Raw genomic sequence first — 24,616 nt, 5'->3', positions numbered from 1 at the left:
TCAGAAGAAACACGTAAATGGGTGTCTAGCATGTCTATGGGTCAATGTCTCTTTACTGACCCGTTTGGGCGTACTGAACGTATTACAATTGACGGTATTGTTTCTGAAATCAATCCATTGTGTGACACAATCGAAACAGAATTAGTCGCTGTATAAAGACTTGAAAGGAAAATATCAATGAAAAACAAAAAATCACTTGTGGATATGGTATTAGGTGTTGTCATATTCCTTGTATTCTTTTTAATGATGTTGAAAATGACTGGTCTTTATGAACCGTTCATCAAGACAATTAGATACTTACCAGATTTTCTGAAAGATATTGGTAATTCTTGGAAAGCGGGGCTTAAATGAAAAAGATTTTAGTTGCGCTAACCTTTTTAAGTCTGTTGTTTTGTGGTAGTCAAGCCTACGCTTTAGACACAGGTAATGCAGTTGTCACTAATGATACTATCGGTTCTGATAGTGGTATTAAAGCACCTGAGTTTGTAACAAATGCCCAAGGCGATATTGTTAATACTCCAGAGTATAAAGCAGTTCTAACCATTATTAATGAGATTAAAAATCTAAGTAATCAAACACAAGGTAATAATGCGATTCCGATTACAGAAGAAACTTATCAAAAATATAATCTACTCTATCAAGGGGCTATTTCAAAATTATCAAATGCGGGATATGATAAAACAAAAACTGTTTCTGCTATTACAACATTAAATAATGCTTATAATAGTGCTATCTTAACAAAAGCAGGTACAATTGATAGTTCAAATGATTATCAAGAAGCCTTAGCAAAAGAAGCAGGTGCTATTAATGCAAAAGATATGTCAGCCTTATCAGCTTATACAAGTTATATGTATATTGAGGATAAAGGTTTTTTTGGTGCTAAAGAGGCTTTCCCTAAAATCATTAACTGGGTAGTACAGTTGATTTTTGCGGGTTCAAAATTGATGTTTCTATTAGATTCATTGATTTTATCGGCAGTATCTAATATTGATATTTTTCAGTATTTAGATGATTTTGTATCTAAAATGCAGGCTATTCTGCAAGCACTACTCTTACCTGTTATCTTTCCAATGGCTATGGTCTTTGTGGGTATTAGTGCTTTCAAAGATTTGTCAGAAGGTAAACCGTTTGGTAAGAAAATTCTAGGTGTTATACTTCGTATAGTTGTAGCTGGTGTTTTTTTCTTACCAGTTTCAAGCGGAAGTGGTGCATATAAAGGGACACATGTCATTACTCGTATTGTTTATGTGACTAAAAGTTTTACAGACACTTTTACAAGTTCTTTGATTAATAACTTATCAAAGGTAACAATCGCAAATGATACGACTGAAAAAACTTCTACAACCAATTTCACGGCTAATGTTTCAACGACAAATGATAAGGTGTCTGATAGTACAATTAATGCTTTGAAAACACAATTATTTAATGTCATTGTAAAAGAACCCTTTAAGGAAATGAACTTTGATACCAATAAGTTACCTGAAAATTCGGTACAAAGTGAACAAACAGCTTTGCTTGCGACAAAAGGCGATACTGATTCGGTTAGTAAATATGCTAAGAAAAATAAAGAAGCTGGCTTCACAAAATTAGGGTTTTCAAGTATAGCCGATAAATTTATGGTTGCATTAGCTTCTCTGTTTAAAGGTTTTGTTTTAACTGTGATTACAGTTGGTACATTAATGTACACGTGGGTGTTACAGTTAATTGTTGTATTTGCAATATTTGTAGCACCTATTATATTAGTCTTGTCTATCTTACCTCAGTTTGAGCATATGGCAGGTAATTTAGCAAAAAGAATAGTCGTGTTTACTGCTTTATCAGTATCTGGTCTATTAGGTGTGCAAATGGGGCTTATCTTTAATAGCTTTGTGGAAATGGCATTTAGAAATGTGTCACATTCATATTATATTTCAATTTTCATACAGTTCGCTTTGTATTTCCTTTTGTGGAAACAAAGAGATAAGTTGACTTCTCTATTTGATACAGCTAAGAAAAGTGTTTCTGAATTGGCAAAAGGTAGTCTTGATTCTGTCAAGTCATTACCAAGTCTGTCTAATGTCAAAAAACCTTTTAACTTTAACAAAACACCTGCTCTCTCAACTTCTAGTGGTAGTCTATCAAGTAATGGTCTATCTACTCATAATCAAATGTCGAAAAGCAAAGTTGACGGTCTGAAAAAGGCAGGTACTGTTGGCAAAACGCTCACTAAAAAAGGTGTCAAAGGTGCTGTTAAAACAAGTGACAACCTGCGTTTCGGTCAAGATGAAAAAGCTAAACAACTTGCCATAGCAAAACGAAAAGAGACAATGAGCAACTTAAAAGGTAAGTGGGAAAATACAAAAGGTGCTTTTTCAGATACTAAACAAGCTCTGACTGATTCTAAAGATAAATTGAAAACTAAATTTTCAAGTTCTGTTGGTTTAATGCCTAAAAATGAAGCTGAAAAGAAACTTGCAAAATTTGATAGCAATAAACTACAACGTTCTGAAAATAAGGTTTTGAGAGATAAAACATCACAAGCTATCAATTACCAAAAACGAAAAGATGAACTTAAAGGTAAGTTTTCGGACGGTATAAAAGCAGATATGCCAGCAAGAAAAGCCAGACAAAAAGGTCAAGTTGAACGTTTGAGTAAAGAGTTGTTTACTGAAAAGCCCCAATTACCAACTTCTGACAAAAGTCAAAAACGAGATATTAAAATCAAAACCGCCAACGCAAAACGTGGTATTTTCGATAGCGGTATTATTGAGAGGAAAGGAAAATAATTATGAAAATCATCAAAACTATTTTTGTTGGGATAGTTGCTATCCCTGTTTGGTTTGTGGTTAGTTTATTTAAGAAAAAGTGAGGTATCAACATACCTAGAAAGAAAATCAAATGAAAAAGAAAAAACATTTATTTCTGATAGGTATGTTTATACCTATTTTTTTTATATTTTTACTTGTCATTGTGGCAGGTGGCACTTCATCAAGTGCGGATAGTTTTTCGAGTTCTGCGGGTAGTCTAAACATCACATCAAAAGACCTAGCAAGTAAGGCTAATATCTCAGAAGAAAAGGCTCAAAATGTTATTGATATAGCTAACTATCTCATGAGTAAAGAACGCTTTAGTATTCAAGGTGCTAGCGGTGCTTTAGCAGTAGCTGAAAGAGAATCTGGGTTCGATCCCGAAGCTGAAAATATTGGTGGTGGTGTTGCAGGTATCTTTCAATGGTCGGGTTGGTCTAATAATGTCAATGGTAACCGTTGGTCTAAGGCTGAAAGTAGAACACTGTCAATGGACGTTGAGTTAAAACTTATGTCTACTGAACTAAACGGTGCATACAAGAGAACAAAAGACCTTGTGAGCGTCTCTACTGACCCTAAACAAGCGAGTTTAGACTGGTCACAATATTATGAGGGTGTCGCTTTAAGTGACGGTCAAACAAAGGCTGACAAGCTCCAAGATGATGCCCAAAAATGGTATGACTTACTCAAAGACCATGTAGGCTTCAGCAATGATTCAAGTGGAGAAGCTGTCAATGGTGTGATGTCCGCAAACATTCCGAACGGTTGGGAGGTAGAAACTCCATTTAGTGGTCAAGCCTATAATGGCTCTGGTTCATACCCACAAGGACAATGTACGTGGTACGTATATAACAGGGCTTATCAGTTGGGCATTAAATTTGATAGCTATATGGGCAATGGTGGCGATTGGGCAAGTAAGGCGGGTTACTCAGTCTCTCATGAGCCTAAACTCCATACTGCTTTAAGTTTTGTACATGGTCAAGCGGGGTCAAGTCCTGAATACGGTCATGTGGCATTTGTAGAACAAGTTAAAGATGATGGCTCTATTTTAATTTCAGAAATGAATGTGACAGGTCTACCACCATTGACTGTTTCTTATCGTACATTTTCAGCTGATGAAGCTAAGCAATTTTGGTATGTGGAGGGAAAATAGCCAATGAATTTAACAGATTTTAGAATACGTGCTATGAATGATGAAGTCCAGATGATAGAGGACTTCAATTTTTTTGAGCAAAAAGTCGCAAGTTTTAAAAAAGACTTGTACTTATCCCCTTATGCGAAAATCAATGAAATTTTAGCATGGTGTGAATTGCTCATCAAGTATGAAAAACAAATTGATTTATTGTGTCTTGAAGCAAAACAAGCGATACAAGATAAGTTGAATAAACTCAATCCAACTACAATTGAAAAACACGCAAATGTAGATGTCAAAACAATTCGTGTGTGGTCTGATTATGTTTTAGAATTACTAGAATTAGATAGGCGCTATCAAAATGTTGTTTATAGTTTCTGTGTCTCTATTGATAATTGTGTCAGATATTTAGTGTCTTATACTGATGAATTGGCTGAGTTTGGCTTTAGCTTACCGCAAATTATGGTTAAAGTTCGAGACCTTGGTACATTTCATTGGTTAAACAAACAATCTAAAGCTCAATTATTGGGCTGTATTTAAATATTAGCGTACCTTTAGTTTAATTGTAGAACACTCACAATGTGGGCGGTGCATATTCGTTATATGCAAGGTATATAAAATACAAAAGAAAGGAGCGTAAAATCATGGATATAAACAATTTTCCTGATATTCTTGTCAGTAAAAAGCAACTTATTGATAATTATTTTCCAGTTTTCAAAATGAAAACACTTGAAAAATATATGACAGCTATAAAAAAAGATGATGATTTCAAATGTATCATAACTTATGGAAGTTCTCGCATGCCAATGATTAATGTCAAAGGCTTTTTTTTATATCTTCAAAATAGACAAAACAAGATGTATAAATGAAATGGTATAATTAGTGTATTCAACTAATGATATACCAAGAAAGGTGGGGTATATTGTTTTTTAAAAAAATAGCAAACGGTAAATACCGTTATTACGAAAAATTCTATGATGAAAGCGAGGAAAAGTGGAAACAAGCAAGCGTTACTTTGACTTCAAAAACTCGACAAGCACAAGGTCACGCTAAACTATTGCTTGATAAAAAAATTAAAACTAAGTTACTTGAAAATAGTGAAAAATTTCAGCAAAAACAAGTAAATTTAGATATAACTTTAAAAGAAGTTTATGAAGAATATCAATTATTTAGAAAACAAGAATTGAAAGATAGTTCTTTTGTTAAACAAAGGGATATATTGGATAATATTTTTAGAGAAATTTTTGATACAGCACTTCATAGTATTTCTAGTAATTTTTTTCAAAAATATTTTATAAATAGTAATTGTTCTTTGACTTATAAAAGATTACAAAAAACGTTAATTAATACATTTTATAAGTACGCTTTAAAGGTTGGATATACTGATTTCAATCCTATTGATAATGTAGAATTACCTAAACAACGAAAAAGTTTTGAAGAAGTTGATAAACATAGAACTAAGTTTTTTTCAAAAGAAGAAATGAATTTATTCAAACTTTCATTTGGAAATACTCAAAGCGAAGTCAGAATGAACTATATGATTGAGTTTATGTATTATACAGGTTTACGTATTGGCGAGGTACTAGCTTTGATGTGGGAAAATGTTGATATGCAAAATCGAACAATTAATATTAAATATAATATAGACCACCATTCTACAAGTTTAACTGACTTTAAGTTGACAACTCCTAAAACTGTTACTTCTTATCGTTTAATTTCAATTAATACAAAGTGTATTGAGATATTACATAAAATGAAACAATTAAATTTAAAAATTGAACCTAAAAATAAAAATTTCATATTTTTAAATACGGCTGGCAATTTGATACTTCCTGACGCTCTAAATCGTTATTTAAAAAAAGTTGGGAAAAAAGCTGACATTGAAAATAAAAATTATCATGATTTTTCAAGTCATATGTTAAGACACTCTCACATTAGCTTATTGACAGAATTAGGCATACCTATAAAAGTCATAATGGAACGTGTAGGTCATAAAGATGAAAAAACAACTATTCAAATTTATACTCATGTAACTGAGAAAATGAAAGATGTTGTTGATGATAAGTTAAAAAACTTTGAAATTTGAAAACTAACCAAAAAGTAACCAAAAATCAAGTTTAACGTGTTGTATATGAAAGTACTCTGGAGTAAGAAATATACTATAAAGCGTTGTAAAATAAGACATTGGAGTAGATAAGAGTAGAACAAGGCGCTTGTTTCTGATAAAATAGCAGTATGGAAACTATCGAATTACTACCGATTTCAAGCATCGTCAAAAATCCTTATCAACCGCGTATCGTATTTGATGAAGAAAAATTACAAGAACTCAGCCAATCTATCAAAGAAAATGGTGTTTTACAGCCGATTATTGTCAGGAAATCAAGTATCATTGGCTATGAAATATTAGCTGGTGAACGCAGATTTAGGGCATCCCAATTAGCTGGGCTAACTGAAATTCCTGCTATCATCCGTTACCTAACGGATGATGAGATGATGACATTGGCAATTTTAGAAAATTTGCAGCGAGATGATTTGACAGTCTTGGATGAAGCTCGAAGTTTACAAAATCTGGTTACAAAACAAGGACTAACACACGCGCAAGTTGCTGAAAAACTTGGCAAGTCTAGACCCTATGTCAGTAATGCGATTAGAACTCTAAGCCTGCCTGAATCCATCTTACAATTGATTGAGGATAAAAAAATATCCCAAGGTCACGCAAGATTGCTCTTAAGTCTATCACAAGCAGAGCAACAGATAGCCTGGGCTAGTCGTATAGATAGGGAACAACTTTCTGTTAAAGCATTAAGCCAATTACTCACTAACACACCTAAATTACCACCCCAAAAAGATAAAAATATATTTATAAAAGAGGCAGAAGACAAGTTAAGTAAACACCTAGGCAATCCAGTCACCATACAGGCAAAAAAGATTGAAATTGCTTATGATAATTTAGCCGAACTGAATCGACTTATCAACAGTTTAACTCACCAGTAATCCACAGCACGATTGTGGATTACTTTTTTTTAACAAACTTATCAACATCTTTTTTTTAATATACACCATGTTAATAAGTTATGCACATCTGTGACTAACTCTCTAAAAGTAGTCCATTTAATAGGCTTTTTAGATAAAATAGGTGTGACTAACCCTCAATTTTCCTTTTTTTATCCACACTTTCCACAAACCTGTGTATAATTTTTTGCTAACTTGTTAATTTCCTGTCTTATTTTCTATAAATTGTGGAAAACTTTCTGGCAACATGATATAATTTTCTTAACTGCGGATTTTAAAAGTTATTCACATACAACAATTGAATCTGTTTTTAAATAAAAATAGCCACCTCTATAGAAAGGAGTCAAATGTCCTTAACGCCAAATGACCAAAAATTTTGGATGCGTGTTAAAGAACTCGCAAAAAACAACTTAGGCCAAGCACCTTATGATTTTTTCATAGAACCTGCGAAACTACTTGAGATAACTGATAATAACGCTAAAATTTATCTTGAAAGTAACATGCATCAAGATTTTTGGCGAAAACAAGAAGACCTGATTAAAACAGCTGGCTTCGAAATATTTAGTAAGGAAATTAACTTCTCGCTTTACTCAGCTGATGAAATTAATATTGCCGACTATGAAAATGAAAATAAGTCAGACGATACAACAGACATAGATATGATAGCACCCGTTGTGCCCTCAGAACTCAAAAATGGTTTGAATCATAAGTACAACTTTGAAAATTTTGTTCAGGGTGAAGGTAACCGGATGACACTTGGTGCAGCGATTGCAGTTGCAAATGATCCTGGTGGCATGTATAATCCGCTATTTATCTATGGTGGACCCGGACTCGGTAAAACCCATCTGATGAATGCAATCGGTAACGAGATTCTCAGTAACAATCCAGCATCACGTATCAAGTATGTCTCATCTGAAAATTTTGTTAACGATTATGTCCAAAGTTCTCGTAAAAACCAAATGCAGGAATTTACAGATCAATACCGAACACTTGACTTACTCCTACTAGATGATATCCAATTTTTTGCTAAAAAAGAAGGGACCATCAATGAGTTCTTCCAAACCTTCAACACGCTACATGATAAAGGGGCTCAAATCGTCATTTCAAGTGATAGACCCCCAAATGAGCTAAATGAATTTGAAGAACGACTTAAATCTCGCTTTGGCTGGGGCTTAACAACTGATATTACAGCACCCAACTATGAAGATCGTATGGCAATTCTACTTAATAAAGTAGATGAGATGGCGATTAAAGTCCCATCAGAAACACTGTCTTATATTGCTGGGCGTATTGACTCAAATGTCAGAGACTTAGAAGGCGCACTTAAGAATTTAAAATTTTATGCTAACACCTATCATATTGATGTCATTGATATTGATACAGCCTCTAAAGCACTTAATACACTAGAATCTACTAAGATCATACCTGATAAAGATATCTCTTCCAAAAAAATTCAAGAAGAAGTTGCTAGTTTTTACAAAATTTCGATTGCTGATATGGTCAGTAAAAAGCGTCCTAAAGAGATTGCATACCCTAGACAGGTTGCCATGTATTTGATTCGTGAAATTACGGGTAAAAGTCTGCCTGCTATTGGCAAGGAATTTGGTGGGCGTGATCATACAACGGTCATTTATGCGCACAAACAGATTTCAGATAAGATGAAAACAGATACTGGTCTTCAAAAAGAGATGGATACCATCAAATCAAACTTGAGGTAGTCTTAAGCGACTTGTGGAAATTAGACAGACTTATTCACAGCTTATCTTTTTTTATCCACAGGCTAAACTAATTTGAAATTAAAGGCTTATACGACTTATCCACATACTGAACAGCCCCTATTACTATTACTAACTATATTTATTTAACTAATAAAAGAAAGAGTTCTCTCGATGATTAATTTTTCTATCAATAAAACCGCTTTTCTCAATAATTTGAGAATTACCAAACAAGCTATTTCTAGTAAAGTAGCAATTCCTACTTTATCTAAAATAAAAATTGATGTCTCTACTGAAGGTATTACCCTAACAGGATCTAATGGACAAATTTCTATTGAAAACTTTGTAGCAAAAGAGGATGAAAATGCTGGGATGTTGATTTCGCAACCTGGCAGTATCTTGCTAGAAGCAAACTTTTTTGAGAGTGTTGTCAATAACCTGCCTGAAATCACATTTGATTTTCAAGAGATTGAGCAAAATCAAGTTGTCTTAACATCAGGCCAGTCTGAAATTACCCTTAAAGGACTAGATGTTGAGATGTATCCACGTATTCAGGAGATGGCGACAGAAAATCCGCTTAAAATTAAAGCTGGTGTCTTAAAAGAAATCTTCACTGAAACAGCCTTTGCAGTGTCCACTCAGGAATCTCGTCCTATTTTAACAGGTGTGCATTTAACCTTAACTGATAACAAGTTGTTGAAGTCAGTTGCAACTGACTCACATCGTATGAGTCAAAGAATTATTACGCTTGATAAGTTAAGTGAAGATTTTGATTTGGTCTTACCAAATAAATCGGTCAATAGCTTTAAATCCGTTTTTTCAGATGATGATACAGAACTTGATATTTTCTTTTCAAGTAATCAAATTTTAATTAGAAATGAGACGATTTCGTTCTATACGCGTCTTGTTGAAGGCAACTATCCTGATACCAATCGCTTAATCCCTTCAGAAGCCGATTATACGCTTGATTTGACCTTTGACGTGGCAAATCTACGTCATACCATGGATCGTGCTAAATTGCTCTCTAACGCGACGACAAACGGTACAGTGAAATTAACGATTAATGGCGATACGATTATTGCGACTGTTAACTCACCAGAAGTGGGATCAGTTCATGAAGAAATCACACCATTGGCAAAATCTGGAGAGGACTTAACCATTTCTTTTAATCCTCAGTATCTGATTGATGCTTTGAAGGTGATTAAAGAACCAGAGGTTAGAATTCGCTTTATTTCTGCTGTAAGACCCTTTACATTGGTTCCAAAGAGCGATACGCTTGATTTTGTGCAGTTGGTCACACCTGTTCGTACCAACTAATCAGCTGACTTAGCTAGATATGATGTATCCTTAAACATGATATAATAGACCGAGAGGTCTATTTTTTATATGAAAATTATCCATACAGATATTTACGGTCAACTCACTGATTTTTTGATTGATGAAGCGCGTGATTATATTGAGGCTGGAAAAAAAATATTTTATATCGTGCCATCTTCCCTTTCTTTTGAAAAAGAAAAGGAAATTTTGACACGCTTTAATCATGGTCAAGAGGGTGCCTTATTTGACTTAACCGTTACCAGACTAAAACAACTACCATGGTACTTTGATAAAAATCAAGAGACTGATAAAACAAATCTATCAACTGTTGGTCTTGCCATGCTCATGCGTCGGACTTTGAGCTTACTATCAGATGAGGCAATTCCAACCTATCGGTTTATCAAAGAAAAGCAAGGCTTTATTGACCAATTGGTTGAGCTATACCATGAATTAAATACGGCCAACTTGACGAGTGATGAGTTATTACTTGCGACAAATAATCAGAAAAATCAAGAATTGAAAATCATTCTTGATGAATTTGACTACCAATTAGGTCATTTTTCAAACGAAGATAAATTACAACAATTTATTGACCTGTTAGTCAATCATAAGGTGACCGCAAATTTGCAAGACTATGTGTTGATTATTGATGGGTACTCTCGATTTTCTGCAGAAGAATTGACCTTAATTGATGTGTTGTCTAATCAAGTTTCAGATATTACATTAGGCATATACGCCTCAAAAAAATCACTATCAGCTACCTTTATCGAGGGCAATATCTATCAACAATCAGTTGAGTTAATCAGGACATTATCGCAAAAATACGAGGTAACTTTAGTTGATAAGACTGTCAATAAAGATGACACCATCTTTACTGAAATATCAGATCTTATGGAAAAAGAGTCGGATTTTTCGATCACAGATAAAGATAACTTAACCCCTAACGATGCCGTCGAAATTTGGCAGGTTGTGAATCATAAAGAAGAAATCGAGCATGTTGCCAAGCAAATCAGACAACTTTTATATCAAGGCGTAAATTATAAAGATATCTTAGTTTTACTAGGTGATGTCAATACGGATGGGATTTTGCTACCTGAAATTTTCAAGACATATGAGATTCCATTTTTCTATGCACAAGAAAAATCGATGAAAGATCATCCCTTGATAGTCTTGGTAGAATCCTTACTCAAAATTAAAAAAAGTCGCTATCAACTACATGATATTTTAAATTTATTGAAAACAGGACTTTATACGGCTGATCATCTAGCATTACAAGATATTTACAAGTTTGAATATTATAGTTTACAACGAAATGTAAGAGGTAAAGCGAAATTCAATCAAGCGTTTGAAGACCATGCGCCAGAAAAAATCAGACGCTTACTTGTGGGAGAGCATTCTCCCCTACAAGTATTTTTGGAAACTAAAAAAACGAAAGGGACAAATTGGGTTAAAAAGTTTCAAGCATTTCTTGAAACAGGATTAGTCAAAGTAAGTCTTGAACAACTTTATTTTGCATCTGAGGCTGCAGCTAACTTTGAAAAATCTTCCGAGCATTTAGAAGTTTGGAAGCTACTGATGACAGTTTTAGAAGAATTTACAGCTGTATTTGGTATGACAACCTTATCTATGCAAGAATTTTTAGATATTATTGAGTCAGGTATCAAAAATGCTAGCTACAGATTAGTGCCAGCTAATGTGGATGTGGTTCAAGTTAAATCTTACGAGCTAGTAGAGCCTCACACAGCTGACTATGTATTTGCTATCGGGTTGACAGCGTCAAATTTTCCTAAACAAAAACAAAATTTAAGTTTATTGTCAGATGAAGAACGTGCGGCCATCAATCGTAATTTAAGAGAGACTGATCGTATCCAGTACGTGGATGAGCCAGCATTTATTAATGGTAAAAAGAATAGCTTTACAGCAGTACAGCTATTCAATACAGCTAATAAAAAATTAATCTTATCAATCCCCCAGCTTTATACAAATGAGCAAAGTGAGATGTCGTCTTATCTGAGCTTTTTAGTGAATCGTGGTCTTAAACCAACTATCAAGACTGGTGTCAACCTTGTTGACACCCTCGAACATATTGGTAATTATAATGGGTTATTAGCAAACTTTGGTGAAATTCAGCGGCAATTAGTCACAACATCTGATACCGACTTTAAGCAGCAATCAAGTTCATTTTGGGTCAGTTTATTCAGAGTCATGACAAAAAAATCTGACTACCAGTTCCTACTATCAGCTGCTAAAACAGATCAGTTATCAGCAAGGGAAATTCAGTCACCTGTTATATCTGCCCTATATCCGTCAGATTTGAACGCCTCAGTTTCTAGTTTTGAAAACTTTTATAACTGTGAGTATCAATACTTTTTAAATCAAACACTTCATATTAGAGAGTTTGAAACAATAGATTTAGATTCAAGATTATCAGGTTCCTATTTTCATGAAGTATTTGAAAAGGTCATGAGAGATAGTCAAGGAGATGGACAAGCATTTGATCAGATTCTAGCAAAAAGGTTACAAGAAGTTGATGAAAAATATCAGGTCTATTTTACACGGGATGCGCTCAGCCAATTTACACAGTCTAGACTTCAGGAAATTATCTATCAAACAGCAACGATGATCAAGCAAACTTTAGGAAATTCTGGTATCCAGTCATTGGCATTTGAACAAGCATTTGGTTTTGAGAAATCTACGCTAAAAACCTATCAAGTTGCCTTACAAGAGAATAAAAAGTTACAGCTACGCGGCTTAATTGATAGAGTTGATACTCTTTTTAATACCTTAGGTGCTGTTGACTACAAGTCAGGAGATAAAAAGTTTGATTTACAAGATGCGTATGATGGGACAAGTTTACAGTTTTTAACTTATTTAGATATTTTACGTCAAAATGCGACCCAATTTGGTACCACAGCTGACATTTGGGGAGCATTATATTTACATCTTCAAAATCCAACCATACCACTTAAATCAGTTAAGGCTATTTCTGATATTCCTAATGAACTAAAGAAATTAATGAAGTATACTGGTTTCTTCAACGCTGAACTAGCAAATGACTTAAAAGATAATTTCGATGACCTTTTTAACCTAGGCAAATTTACAAAAGAAAATCAGCCTTTTAAGAATAATAACAATTTCTTTTCTGAACCAGAAATATCAGCTATGATTAGTCAAAATGAAACACTTTATCAAGTGGCGGGTAAAAAGATTTTATCAGGAAAAGTTGACATCAATCCAGTTGTTGTCAACCATCATGCTAAAGGGTGTCAATTCTGTCAATTCAAGAGTATATGCGGATTTGAAGCAGATTTGCATTTATCATCAGGACGAAAAATTCACCAGAAATCAAAAGAAGAAATTAGAGAAGCCTTACTGAAAGGAGAACATATTAATGGATCATCTGACTGAACAAGACATCTCAGCATTACAAGAAAATGAATCCGGTAAAGACATGCCAAAGACACCAGAGCAGATTGAGGCAATCTATAGGACTGGTACAAATATTCTAGTCTCAGCTTCTGCTGGATCTGGTAAGACATTTGTGATGACAGAACGCATCCTTTATTATATTTTAAAAGGCGTACCACTTAAAAGTCTATTCATTTCAACCTTTACAAATAAAGCTGCTGCTGAGTTAAAAACAAGACTAGATAAAAAGATTCGTGAGACGCGTCTTAAAGAAAAAAATCAGGAACGCCTTCATCTGCTAACACAAGCATTGCAAGATCTACCTAATGCGGATATTGGGACGATGGATAGCTTCACACTAAAATTCCTCAAAGAAAATTTCTATTTGAAACATATAGATCCTACTTTTAGATTGCTAGTTGATAAAACAGAACAAGATGTGATCAAGCAAGAGTTATTTGATAAATTAGTTGAGGCATCCTTAGCAGGTAAAGGAACGCTTAGCAAGGAACGCTTTGTTAAGGTGATGACTAATTTTTCATCTGACCGTAAAATAGCCCCATTTTATACGATTTTAGATAAAATTAATACATTTGCTGATAGTCTGGAAGATCCGATTAAGTGGTTGACAGATGATTTTTTAACTGGCTTTTCAACAATTGGCAGTTATGCTGATTTACCGGATAGGTTTACAGATGGCTTACAGGATAGCTTATTTCAAATCTACCAAATATTGGATGAAAATTTAGCGACTGGCTTGATTACTGGTAAGGCAAAAATTAGTAATACAGAAGAATTTTTAGGTAATTATGACTACTTGGTCGCTTGCTTAGAGCAGAAAGCATTTAGTAAGTTTTCTGATTTTTATCAGCAACTAAAATTTCAGTTTATACCTAAGGCAAATAATAAAGAGACTAGAGATGAAGCACTTGAAAGCCAAAAGAAAAGCTTAAAGGCATCACTTGATACTTATAAAAAAAATCTGGATGAGTTTGTTGAAGCAATTAAGCATCAAGCCATTATTGAAAAATATCATGGAGCTGCAAGTGAATTGACAGCTGATTTACAAGCCATTGCGCTCACTTTTTATCAAGACTATCATGCCTATAAGCTGAATAATGCCTGTCTTGAATATGCTGATGTAACGCACCTGACGATTGCTATCTTACAGGAAAATGAGGTCCTTAGAAAAGTCTATCAAACACAGTATGTTGAGGTCATGGTAGATGAGTATCAAGATACCAATCATCTGCAAGAGGCGATGTTAACCTTACTATCAAATGGTCATAATCGATTTATGGTTGGTGATGTTAAACAGTCAATCTATGGGTTTAGGCTAGCAGATCCCTCGCTTTTTATGGATAAGTACGAGGGCTACCAAGACCCAACGAGTGATGGCAAATTAATCCGACTTAAAGAGAATTTCCGATCAAGACCAGAAGTCATCAATTTTACCAATCAAGTTTTTAAAAGATTAATGGATAAAAATATTGGGGAGATGGTCTATGGTGATGAAGAAATGTTGGTTGTTGGGAATCCATCATATGCTAAGGAAACCTCAGACACGTTTACAGCAGAACTACTGATCTATCAAGATCCAAAACATCAAGTTGATGATGATGCAGCATTATCAAAAGACGAGTTGGTTATGACAGCTCAGGAGATTAAGCGATTAAGTGAGCAAGGCGTCGCATACGAAGATATTGTCATACTCGTTAGGAGTAAGACGAATAATGCGGAAATTGAACGTGTCCTCCAATCATTTGATATTCCAGTAGTCCTTGATGAAGGCAAGATGACCTATCTTCAAGCCATGGAAGTTTTGGTCATGTTAGATGTGTTGAGAGCAGTTGATAATCCACTTTTTGATGTCTCTTTTGTGGCACTTTTGAAGTCCCCTCTGTTTAATTTTGATGAAAATGAATTAGCAGTCCTTAGCTTACAAGCATCAAATGATGTGACATTTTATGAAAAATATCAAAAAGCGTTAGATGGAGATGGCCTAAAACCAGCTTTAGTTGACGAACAACTCAGATATAAACTTGAAAACTTTACTGATTTATTGAATCAATGGCAGCTATTTTCGCAACAAGAAAGTTTACATAGCCTGATTTGGAAAATTTATCGTGATACACATTATTATGACTATGTGGGTGGCATGAAAAATGGCCAACTCAGACAGGCTAATTTAGTTGCATTAGCAGATCGTGCAGCATCATATGAATCTTCTGGATATAAGGGCCTCTTTCAATTTATCAAGATGATTGATAGTTTTCTGACCAACAAAAATGATTTGACATCAATTAATGTGGCACTACCAACTCATGCTGTTCGCGTCATGACCATCCATAAATCAAAAGGACTAGAATTCCCATTTGTGTTTATTTTGAACTTCAATAAGAAGTTTAATATGAAAGACCTATCTGGTGATTTAATTCTTTCAAGAAAAAATGGTGCAGGTATTAACTTTACAGCAGATTTTAAGGCAGAAGTTGACACTGATTTTCCTTATGCATTAGTTAAGATGGCAACCTTACCTCACACGGCCAACGCCTTGGAAAAATCATATCAATCACTAGCTGAAGAAATGCGGATGCTTTATGTTGCCTTTACTAGAGCTGTCAATAAAGTTTACATGGTGGGTAAGATTGATGCCTCAAAAATAGATGAGGATGGTCTCTTCTCAGAGTATCAACAAGTTGCTTTTGATCAAAAAGGCCTCCTAGATACTAGCATTAGAAAATCTAGTAAGGGCTATTTAAACTGGATTTTGGGCATCTATCATGCGACAACAGTAAAATCAGACCTAGGCCTTAACCTGCGATTGATTATTGATGATGACTTAGCAGAGATGCTACCAAGCAGTTACCAAGAGGCTAGCTCATTTGACTCACTTTTGCTTGCATCACAAGCATTTGATGGGACAATGGATACGATTGAAGAGGTTAAATTAGCTAAAGATATGCTAGCATCTACTGAAAAGCTCAATCAAAAATATGCAGCTGGCATCCAATTACCAACGATTCAAACACCTAGTCAAATCAAAAAAAGATATGAACATTTGATTTCAGAGAATGATGTGGTGGTTCAGTCTAAACAAAAATATTCGCAGTTTGAATTCTTAAAGACGGATAAAAAAGTCTCTCCTACTGAATTAGGAACAGCTGTACATGAGTTAATGCAATCACTTGATTTTACACATGTTTCACGTGAAACATTAGCGCATACACTCAAAAAATTAGCTGTTAGAGATGAAGTTAAGTTAAAAATTGATCAGGCTAAGATTTTTAGTTTATTTGATACAGACTTTGGTAAGCTTTTAGTGGATCAGTTTGAGAATATATCTCGTGAAGCACCCTTTTCCATGCTAAAAACAGATGACGCCTCAGGTCAACAATACGTGATACGTGGTATTATAGATGGCTTCATTAAATTTGATAATAAAATCATCCTGTTTGATTATAAGACGGATCACTTTACAAGCCTAGCTAAAATTCCGGAAATCAAAGCGCAGTATCAACTACAGATGTCTCTATATGCTGAAAGTCTTGCGTCAGCATTTAAGGTGTCATCAGTTGAAAAATATCTCATTTTACTGGGAGGACCAGATAAGGTTTACATCGAACAAGTATAAAAAAAGGAGCCTGGGCTCTTTTTTTATACTTGAGTTAAGTGAGTAATGTTTTTAGTTTAAATTTGCTAACTTTAAAGAATACTGCTGCACCAATCATAGTCAGTAAGCCGATTTTAATCAGTTGCAATAGCCGATTGTCAACAAGAAAAATGTGGGTACCGATTAAGATGACAAAGCTCATCGCGATGATTGCCAGCCAAAACCGCGCATTTAATAAAGCATTTGGCATTTTTTTACTGTAAATCATGTAAAGCAGATAGACAAAGAGCAGACTAATTAAACTAGAAAGAGACGCCCCAATTAGGCCCAAAGAACTAGTCAGTGGATAAACTAGAATTAATTTCAGGCATAACCCACTGATTAAAAATAGACCGGATTGTTTATTTTTATGGGCTAAGAAAAGCGCATGATGATGCAACTGAATCATCGAAATGAGTGGGATTTGCAGGATGAAGAGTTGTAAACTAAACGAGTAATCGTGACTCTTAAAGAGGACATCATTCATACTGGGTAATAAAAGGAATAGACCCGTCGTTATGGTAATGGATAGATAAGTTACCGCTTGCCAAATCTGGTTAGATACGACGCCACGTTTCGTTAGTTTAGGGAGTGAATCGGTTAGAATCGATGTTGTAATGACTAGCCCTAACTGTAGGAAAGGTTGGCCTCTATCATAGATGCCCTTTAGCACTTCTGCTTGATTTGAGGTGATGCTTTGTGTCATATTTAGCAATGCATTTTTTACAAAAAAGACATCTATCATTTGTAATAGTAGCATGTAAACCATAAAAAAAGTAAAGACTAAGGAAGGAATCCCAAATTTTTTAAGGACATTAAGTTTACTAGATATCGTGAAAAAATTAGAAAATAGGGACTTCATTTTAAAGGGGGTCGTAACCATTAGATAGACAAGTGCCATAACACCTCCAATAAAGGAACCCAGCATGGCTAAGAATGAAATCGTATAGATATTGTTTGTGAGTCTTGTAAACAAGATAGCAGCAACAATGATTAAGCAGACTCTAATAACTTGCTCTATTACTTGTGAGAGTGCAGTTTTGGACATCTGATTTTTGGCTTGTAACTGACCTCTATATAAAGATAGGAAAGGGACTAGCAATAAGGGTAAGATTGCCATGACGAATGGGCTTGCTAATTTTTCCTGTCCCATTAGTCTAGCAATAGGTTGACTAGAAAGTGTCAGAATTAAGCAGGCAACTATGGAGAAGATAAACGTCAGTTGGAAAAATTGCCTGGTATCTTCTTCAGGTGTATCAGATGAATGCACGAGGCTAGAAAGAAAATTAGGTAGGGCTACTAGAGACAAAGTTGTGATGATTGAATAGAAGGGATAGACTTGTTGAAACGCATAAAATCCTTGATCTCCGACCAAATTCTGGTAGGGAAACCGATAAAGTGCAGCTAATATCTTAGATAAAAAACCAGCTATAGCAAGGATACTTACCCCTTTTAAGGTATTAATCAATGGTCTTTTCATTTATTTTCTCATCTCTAATACGACTTAGGCGCTCTGTAAAGGCCATAATTTGTGCAAGATAAGCTGCTTCTGATACCTGTCTAATATCAAAACGAATCATCATCAGTCCTTTTTCTTCGCCAATTTTAGCTTTTAGACTTGTCTTGGAGAGGGCATCAAAATAATCTTGTGGCATAAACTGATGATTGGCTGCTTTACTCATTGTATACGTGATGTTGACAAGTTGTCGCTCTATTTTGTCAACTAATGCATGATCAGCAAAACATTTTAACAGACCAATTTCCAATAAATAAGCAACAGTATCAGGATATTCACCAAACCGGTCGATTAACTCATCTTGTAAATCTTGATAGTAGACTCGGCTCTCTATTTCTCTAATACGCTTATATATCTCTATTTTTTGTCGTTGATCAGAAATATAGTCAGTTGGTAAGAAGGCATCAATACCAAGCGATATTTCAGAACTTGATTTTGCTGTTTTCTTTGTTTTACCAAGTCGTTTATTGACTGCTTCTTCTAGAAGTTGCGCATACAAATCAAAGCCTATTGAATCAATAAAGCCTGATTGTTCAGCACCCAAAATGTTACCAGATCCACGAATAGATAAATCACGCATGGCAATTTTAAAACCGGATCCTAACTCAGTAAATCCCTTAATCGCCTCTAGTCTTTTTTCAGACACATCAGTCAGTGATTTATCAGGTTGGTACATGAAATAGGCATAGGCGACACGATTAGAACGGCCAACACGGCCTCGTAGTTGATAGAGCTGAGAAAGTCCCATTCGATCAGCATCCTCTACAAATAATGTATTAGCATTTGGAATGTCCACACCAGTTTCAATAATTGTTGTCGCAACCAGAACATCGTATTCGCCGTTTATAAACTCAAGCAAGGTATTCTCTAACTGTATTTCACTCATTTGGCCATGGATATAGCTGACACGTGCTTCGGGAATCAGTTCTGAAATTTGGGATACTTTTTGTTCTATTGTGTCAACACGATTGTAAATATAGAAAACTTGTCCGCCACGTGATATTTCTCTTAACACAGCATCTCTTAGCACACCAAAATTTGTTTCCATAACGTAGGTCTGTACAGGATAACGATTAGTAGGTGGTGTTTCAATGACTGATAGGTCTCGAATCCCCATCATCGACATATGTAGGGTCCGAGGAATCGGTGTAGCTGTTAAGGTTAAGACGTCAACCTGGGTTTTAAGCTCCTTAAGTCTTTCCTTATGTTTGACACCAAACCTTTGTTCCTCATCGATAATCATTAAGCCTAAATCGAAAAAGACGACGTCTTTAGATAGGAGACGGTGTGTACCAATGAGTAAATCGACACGGTCTTTTTTTAATTTTTCGAGTATTTCAGTTTGCTCTTTTTTCGTTTGAAAACGAGACATCACAGCGACGTTTACACCAAAATCATTGAACCGCTCTCTGAAATTATTGTAGTGTTGCTCTGCTAGGACAGTTGTAGGGACTAAAATGGCTACTTGTTTGTGGTCATTAATTGCTTTAAAGGCAGCACGCATGGCAACTTCTGTTTTACCAAACCCCACATCACCGACTAACAATCTGTCCATAGGACGGACTCTCTCCATGTCTTGTTTGATTTCTTTGACAGAGCGTAGTTGGTCCTCTGTTTCAGTATAGGAAAAGGCATCATCAAATTCTTGCTGACTAGCATCATCAGGGGCAAAAGCAAATCCCTTTTGACTTTCTCTAGCTGCATAGAGTTTGATTAAGTCAGCTGAGATATCTTCAATTTGCTTGCTGACAGTTTTGACAGTTCGTTTCCATCTACCATCATTCAGTTTGTTGACTTTAGGTGGTTTTCCTTCACCTGCAGCATACTTAGTTAGTAAATCGACTTGGTCAACCGGAATAGAGATTGTGTCATTATTCTGGTATTGAATCGTTAAGTAATCCCGATGTATATTAGCAATTTCAATCGTCTCAAGACCTAAGTACTTACCAATCCCATGTGTCTGATGGACGACAAAATCGCCAACGGATAACTCATTATAGTCTTTAAGTCGTTCTGCATTTGTAATATTAAGTCTTTTAGTTCGTCTTTTTTTATTTTTACCGAAAATCTCATTTTCTGTAATGAGAACGATTTTTTCTTCAAGTAGATTAAAGCCATTTGCCAAATTTATATTGACGATGTTGACTTTGTTTTCCTGAATTGCTTGCAGTGAGGATAGTGTAAACGAAACAGCAACATCTTGTAAACTATCTATCAACTTAGCTTGTTTCTCTTTTGAAACGGCAAGGATTACTGTATAGTTAATTTTAGTTAAATGCTCTACTTCAACTTTGAGTAGTTGTATTTGGCCAAAGAAAGATTGGATTGTATGCTGATTAAAATTATGTAATTGATCAAATTTTAAGTTGCCTAGCCCTTTTTGAAAATTTGAGAAAAAAGTTGCTGGCTTATACTGCCTTAAACTATGAATTGTATCAGATAAGTAAATCATACCATCAATAGACCGATTAAGTATCTTTTCAGATAAATTGAACTCGGCAGTCTCGTGGGTGATTTTATGATCCATTTCAGTTATTTTTTGAAAATCATCGATAAATAGTGGCGTATTTTTCGGAAAATAATCTAGTAATGTCCATTTGTCTTCATAAAAAAATTCGCTAAATTTTCTTAAATCAGGATGATAGTGATCATGTTTGGCAGCACCAATGAGTTCATCAAAATAGGATTTCTGTTGCTCATTTAAATCTGGTATACTTGACAGGTTATTGACACCACGTGCAAAGTCATCCTGGCTTAATACAAAGTCAGATGCTGGTGTAATCGTTACTGTATTTACTTCTTGTAAAGAGCGTTGTGTTTCGATATCAAAGTAGCGAATCCCATCGATTTCGTCACCAAAAAACTCTATTCTAATCGGATTTTCAGCAGTTAAAGGATAAATATCTAAAATATCACCACGTTTTGAAAACTCACCAGGGCTCATCACACGTTGGACAAGATCAAAAGAGCGTGTTGATAATTGCTTAGCAAGTGCCTCAACATCAAGCTCTTGACCATTTGTGAATGTCAACTTGAAATTTTGGAACGTTTTTGGATTCGGTAATAAATTGCGTAAAGCAAAAATCGGTATGATTAAAAAACCATCCGCTTGCGCATCTTGCAAGAAAGTAAGGGCATCTAGCCGATAAGCAATTCTTTCTTTACTGGCAATTGCATATTCTGCAAAAATATTATCGTCAGAGAAATATTGAAAGATTTTATCCTCACCAATAATCTCTGCTAAATCACTATAGAGTTCACTAGCGTGATATTGACTATCTGTGATGATAATGTATTTATCAGGGTAGTTATCATATGCTGTCGCCATCAACAGTGCTTTGATTGTACCTTGAATGCCAGTGAATAAGGTACGTGATGCTTTATTTAGATCACGATGCCATTTATTTACTGGTAGATTCTCATCAAATAGGGTTGTAAGTTTCATCCGTTAAATTGGTTTCCTGTCTGATTGAAATTATTTGTCTCAATAAAATATTGAACAGCATCTGCTGCACGCGCAATGCCGATCGCTGCATCTTCATTATCTGTTTTATCAAATCTACCAAGTACATGATTGACGACACTCATCCCATGTTTAGGACGACCGATTCCTACTTTAATGCGATTAAATACTTGCGTGTTAAGTTGTTCTGAAATTGATTTGATGCCATTATGGCCACCGGCGGATCCTTTTTGACGAAGTCGAAGTTTTCCTACTGCCATATCGAGATCATCATAGACAACCATTAGGTCGTCAGCTGTTAGGCCATTATATGCTAAAATTGGTTTTACTGCCTTACCAGAATCATTCATAAAGGTGAGTGGTTTGACTAATAAAACTTTTTCACCATCAACAAATGTACTCGCTATGTCTGATATAAACGTTTTATCACGCTTAAAGCTGACATCTAGTCGGTTAGCAAGGACGTCTAAGACATCAAATCCAATATTATGTTTAGTATGGGTATATTTATCACCTGGGTTACCAAGCCCCACTATTATTTTTACCAAGTTGACACTCCTTTTACGTTAAGTTTACGGTGTTTACATTAATCGTAAACGCCAAAAAAGACTGAAATACCTATTTCAGCTTCTTGACCTTTTAGACATTAAAACGGAATTCTAAAATATCACCATCTTGTACAATGTATTCTTTTCCTTCTTCTCTCAGACGGCCTGCTTCTTTAACGGCCTTTTCTGAACCATATTGAACTAAGTCATCGTAAGACATGGTTACTGCTCGAATGAATCCTTTTTCAAAATCAGAATGGATGATACCCGCTGCACCTGGCGCTTTAATGCCACGTTTAAATGTCCATGCACGAACTTCTTTTTCACCGGCTGTAAAGTATGTGCCAAGACCGAGTAAACGATAAGCGACTTGTGTTAACTTATCAATCCCGGATTCACTTAAGCCAATTGCTTCAAGAAATTCAGCTTTTTCATCATCATCTAGTTCTGCTATTTCTTCCTCAACACGAGCAGAGATAACAACAGTATCCGCATTCTCTGTCGCTGCAAACTCACGTATTTGTTTCACATAAGTAATGCTTTCTGGATCACCAACTTCATCTTCGGATACATTAGCAACATATAAGACTGGTTTCGTTGTCAATAAGAATAGCGACTTAACAACTTTTAATTCATCTTCTTCAAATGCAACTGTTCTTGCCGATTTGCCTGCTTCGAGTGTTGGTTTGATTTTATCCAAAACTTTAAGTTCTAACACAGCATCTTTATCTTTTTGTGTCCGCGCTATTTTTTCAACACGCGCATATCTTTTATTGATAGATTCTAAGTCTGCTAAAATCAGTTCTAAGTTAATGGTATCAATATCAGCAAGCGGATCAACAAAGTCACTCTCGCGATTTTGTTCTCGCATCACGTTTTCATCTTCAAAGGCACGCACGACATGGATGATGGCATCCACCTCTCTGATATTTGCAAGGAATTTATTACCTAATCCTTCTCCTTTTGAAGCACCTTTAACGATACCTGCAATATCTGTAAATTCAAAAGTTGTTGGGATTGTTTTCTTTGGTTTAATGAGATCGGTAATGTTATCAAGTCGTTTATCTGGGACTTCAACCGTGCCAACATTTGGGTCAATCGTTGCAAATGGGTAGTTGGCAGCTTCTGCCCCCGCTTGTGTGATTGCGTTAAAGAGTGTAGATTTACCGACATTGGGTAATCCGACGATACCTGCTGTTAAAGCCATAGTTTTAGTGTTACATCTAATCATCCAATTTTGATAGATGTAGCTCCTTTCTTAAGTCAAAATCTTTTTTATTTTTTTATTAAAATCATTTCGTGGCATCATGACAAGGTGATCGCAATTGCTGCAACGGATTTTGATATCAGCGCCTAAACGCATGATTTCCCACTTATTTGCTTTTTTTCCAGTTGATTTAACAAGACAAGCATGTGGTTTTTTCATCTCAATAAAATCACCTAAATTGTACATCAATTCCCTCCATAAGCATGAAACATTTTCACTACATTCTAACAAAATACCTAGAAAAACACAACTATCCCCAAGTTTATGGCGAACCAGAAAGACGTCATCTTTTGTCGTAAAATAATGTGCTTTTCGAAAAATAGGCTGTATCTTATTTTAGCGACATGTGATAATAAAAAACTGTCACTATGGATAGTGATTAATAGGGTATAAAATAGGGGGATAAAAAATTTGTCTTATTGTACAAGTTATCTGCTTCTATGCTATAATAAGTGGTATGAGATTAGACAAATATTTAAAAGTTTCGAGAATTATTAAGAGAAGAACAGTTGCTAAAGAAGTTGCTGATAAAGGGCGTATAAAACTTAATGGCATACTTGCCAAGAGTTCTTCTGATGTCAAATTTGATGATGTCTTAACGATTACTTTTGGCAATAAAATTTTAGAGGTTCGTGTACTGGATATGAAAGACTCAACTAAAAAAGAAGATGCTGATAAAATGTACGAAATTTTATCAGAAACGAGAGTTAATGCATAGTCTCCAGTCACCTCAACGATAAGCTTAAAGGAGAATTATCATCGCTAACAAGAAAATAGTTCGATTAAATAACGACTATACA

18 protein-coding genes are annotated in these 24,616 nt (G+C 35.1%); 13 read left to right on the top strand and 5 right to left on the bottom strand.

The window, feature by feature from the left end:
• The 12 genes from RU86_RS12480 to addA form a co-directional block, all read left to right on the top strand.
• The coding region (locus tag RU86_RS12480; RefSeq protein ID WP_143468086.1) for an ATP-binding protein at positions 1-156 on the top strand (156 nt) is incomplete at its 5' end.
• A 21-nt stretch (positions 157-177) separates the two neighbouring features.
• Complete coding sequence (locus RU86_RS12020) at positions 178-351, top strand: hypothetical protein (protein WP_156470241.1); 174 nt, start codon at positions 178-180, stop codon at positions 349-351.
• Entirely contained in the window at positions 348-2,765 is a 2,418-nt protein-coding gene (locus RU86_RS04850) for a hypothetical protein (RefSeq protein WP_096814305.1), read from the top strand. The genes RU86_RS12020 and RU86_RS04850 overlap by 4 nt, the downstream gene beginning before the upstream one ends.
• A gap of 112 nt (positions 2,766-2,877) precedes the next feature.
• Positions 2,878-3,939, top strand: a complete 1,062-nt coding sequence (locus RU86_RS04845; RefSeq protein WP_096814304.1) for a phage tail tip lysozyme — start codon at positions 2,878-2,880, stop codon at positions 3,937-3,939.
• A gap of 3 nt (positions 3,940-3,942) precedes the next feature.
• Positions 3,943-4,458: a hypothetical protein gene (locus RU86_RS04840; RefSeq protein ID WP_096814303.1), complete on the top strand. Its 516-nt coding sequence runs from the start codon at positions 3,943-3,945 to the stop codon at positions 4,456-4,458.
• Positions 4,459-4,562: 104 nt separating this feature from the next.
• Positions 4,563-4,787: an excisionase gene (locus RU86_RS04835; protein ID WP_096814302.1), complete on the top strand. Its 225-nt coding sequence runs from the start codon at positions 4,563-4,565 to the stop codon at positions 4,785-4,787.
• A 53-nt stretch (positions 4,788-4,840) separates the two neighbouring features.
• The gene (locus RU86_RS04830; protein ID WP_179296202.1) at positions 4,841-6,004 is read left to right on the top strand and encodes a tyrosine-type recombinase/integrase; all 1,164 of its coding nucleotides are present in this window, start codon (positions 4,841-4,843) and stop codon (positions 6,002-6,004) included.
• A 149-nt stretch (positions 6,005-6,153) separates the two neighbouring features.
• Positions 6,154-6,912 carry a ParB/RepB/Spo0J family partition protein gene (locus tag RU86_RS04825; protein WP_096814300.1) on the top strand — a complete coding sequence of 253 codons (759 nt, stop codon included), beginning with the start codon at positions 6,154-6,156 and terminating at the stop codon, positions 6,910-6,912.
• A gap of 365 nt (positions 6,913-7,277) precedes the next feature.
• Positions 7,278-8,648, top strand: a complete 1,371-nt coding sequence (gene dnaA, locus RU86_RS04820) for a chromosomal replication initiator protein DnaA (RefSeq protein ID WP_096814299.1) — start codon at positions 7,278-7,280, stop codon at positions 8,646-8,648.
• 171 nt (positions 8,649-8,819) lie between these two features.
• The gene (gene dnaN / locus RU86_RS04815; RefSeq protein ID WP_096814298.1) at positions 8,820-9,962 is read left to right on the top strand and encodes a DNA polymerase III subunit beta; all 1,143 of its coding nucleotides are present in this window, start codon (positions 8,820-8,822) and stop codon (positions 9,960-9,962) included.
• A gap of 69 nt (positions 9,963-10,031) precedes the next feature.
• The gene (rexB, locus tag RU86_RS04810) at positions 10,032-13,370 is read left to right on the top strand and encodes an ATP-dependent nuclease subunit B (protein ID WP_096814297.1); all 3,339 of its coding nucleotides are present in this window, start codon (positions 10,032-10,034) and stop codon (positions 13,368-13,370) included.
• A complete protein-coding gene (gene addA, locus RU86_RS04805; protein WP_096814296.1) occupies positions 13,354-17,004 on the top strand; it encodes a helicase-exonuclease AddAB subunit AddA in 3,651 nt (1,216 codons plus the stop codon). The genes rexB and addA overlap by 17 nt, the downstream gene beginning before the upstream one ends.
• A 34-nt stretch (positions 17,005-17,038) precedes the next feature.
• Here addA and RU86_RS04800 read toward each other — a convergent pair whose 3' ends face one another.
• From RU86_RS04800 to RU86_RS04780, 5 genes are all read right to left on the bottom strand, one after another.
• Positions 17,039-18,502, bottom strand: a complete 1,464-nt coding sequence (locus RU86_RS04800; protein ID WP_096814295.1) for an oligosaccharide flippase family protein — start codon at positions 18,500-18,502, stop codon at positions 17,039-17,041.
• The gene (mfd, locus tag RU86_RS04795; protein ID WP_096814294.1) at positions 18,483-21,983 is read right to left on the bottom strand and encodes a transcription-repair coupling factor; all 3,501 of its coding nucleotides are present in this window, start codon (positions 21,981-21,983) and stop codon (positions 18,483-18,485) included. The genes RU86_RS04800 and mfd overlap by 20 nt, the downstream gene beginning before the upstream one ends.
• Complete coding sequence (gene pth, locus RU86_RS04790; protein ID WP_096814293.1) at positions 21,980-22,549, bottom strand: aminoacyl-tRNA hydrolase; 570 nt, start codon at positions 22,547-22,549, stop codon at positions 21,980-21,982. The genes mfd and pth overlap by 4 nt, the downstream gene beginning before the upstream one ends.
• Before the next feature lie 91 nt (positions 22,550-22,640).
• A complete protein-coding gene (ychF, locus tag RU86_RS04785; RefSeq protein ID WP_047916454.1) occupies positions 22,641-23,756 on the bottom strand; it encodes a redox-regulated ATPase YchF in 1,116 nt (371 codons plus the stop codon).
• A 51-nt stretch (positions 23,757-23,807) separates the two neighbouring features.
• Positions 23,808-24,002, bottom strand: a complete 195-nt coding sequence (locus RU86_RS04780) for a DUF951 domain-containing protein (protein ID WP_047914522.1) — start codon at positions 24,000-24,002, stop codon at positions 23,808-23,810.
• Positions 24,003-24,273: 271 nt separating this feature from the next.
• Between RU86_RS04780 and RU86_RS04775 the strand changes: the two genes are divergently transcribed.
• Positions 24,274-24,534 carry an RNA-binding S4 domain-containing protein gene (locus tag RU86_RS04775; protein WP_079504378.1) on the top strand — a complete coding sequence of 87 codons (261 nt, stop codon included), beginning with the start codon at positions 24,274-24,276 and terminating at the stop codon, positions 24,532-24,534.
• The last annotated feature ends 82 nt before the right edge of the window (positions 24,535-24,616 follow it).

The sequence above is a fragment of the Pseudolactococcus piscium genome, from assembly GCF_002441695.1.
In the GTDB taxonomy this organism is placed as follows: Bacteria; Bacillota; Bacilli; order Lactobacillales; family Streptococcaceae; genus Pseudolactococcus; species Pseudolactococcus piscium.
The sequence above is the reverse complement of the archived record's forward strand: the minus strand, read 5'-3'. Positions and strand labels throughout refer to the sequence as shown.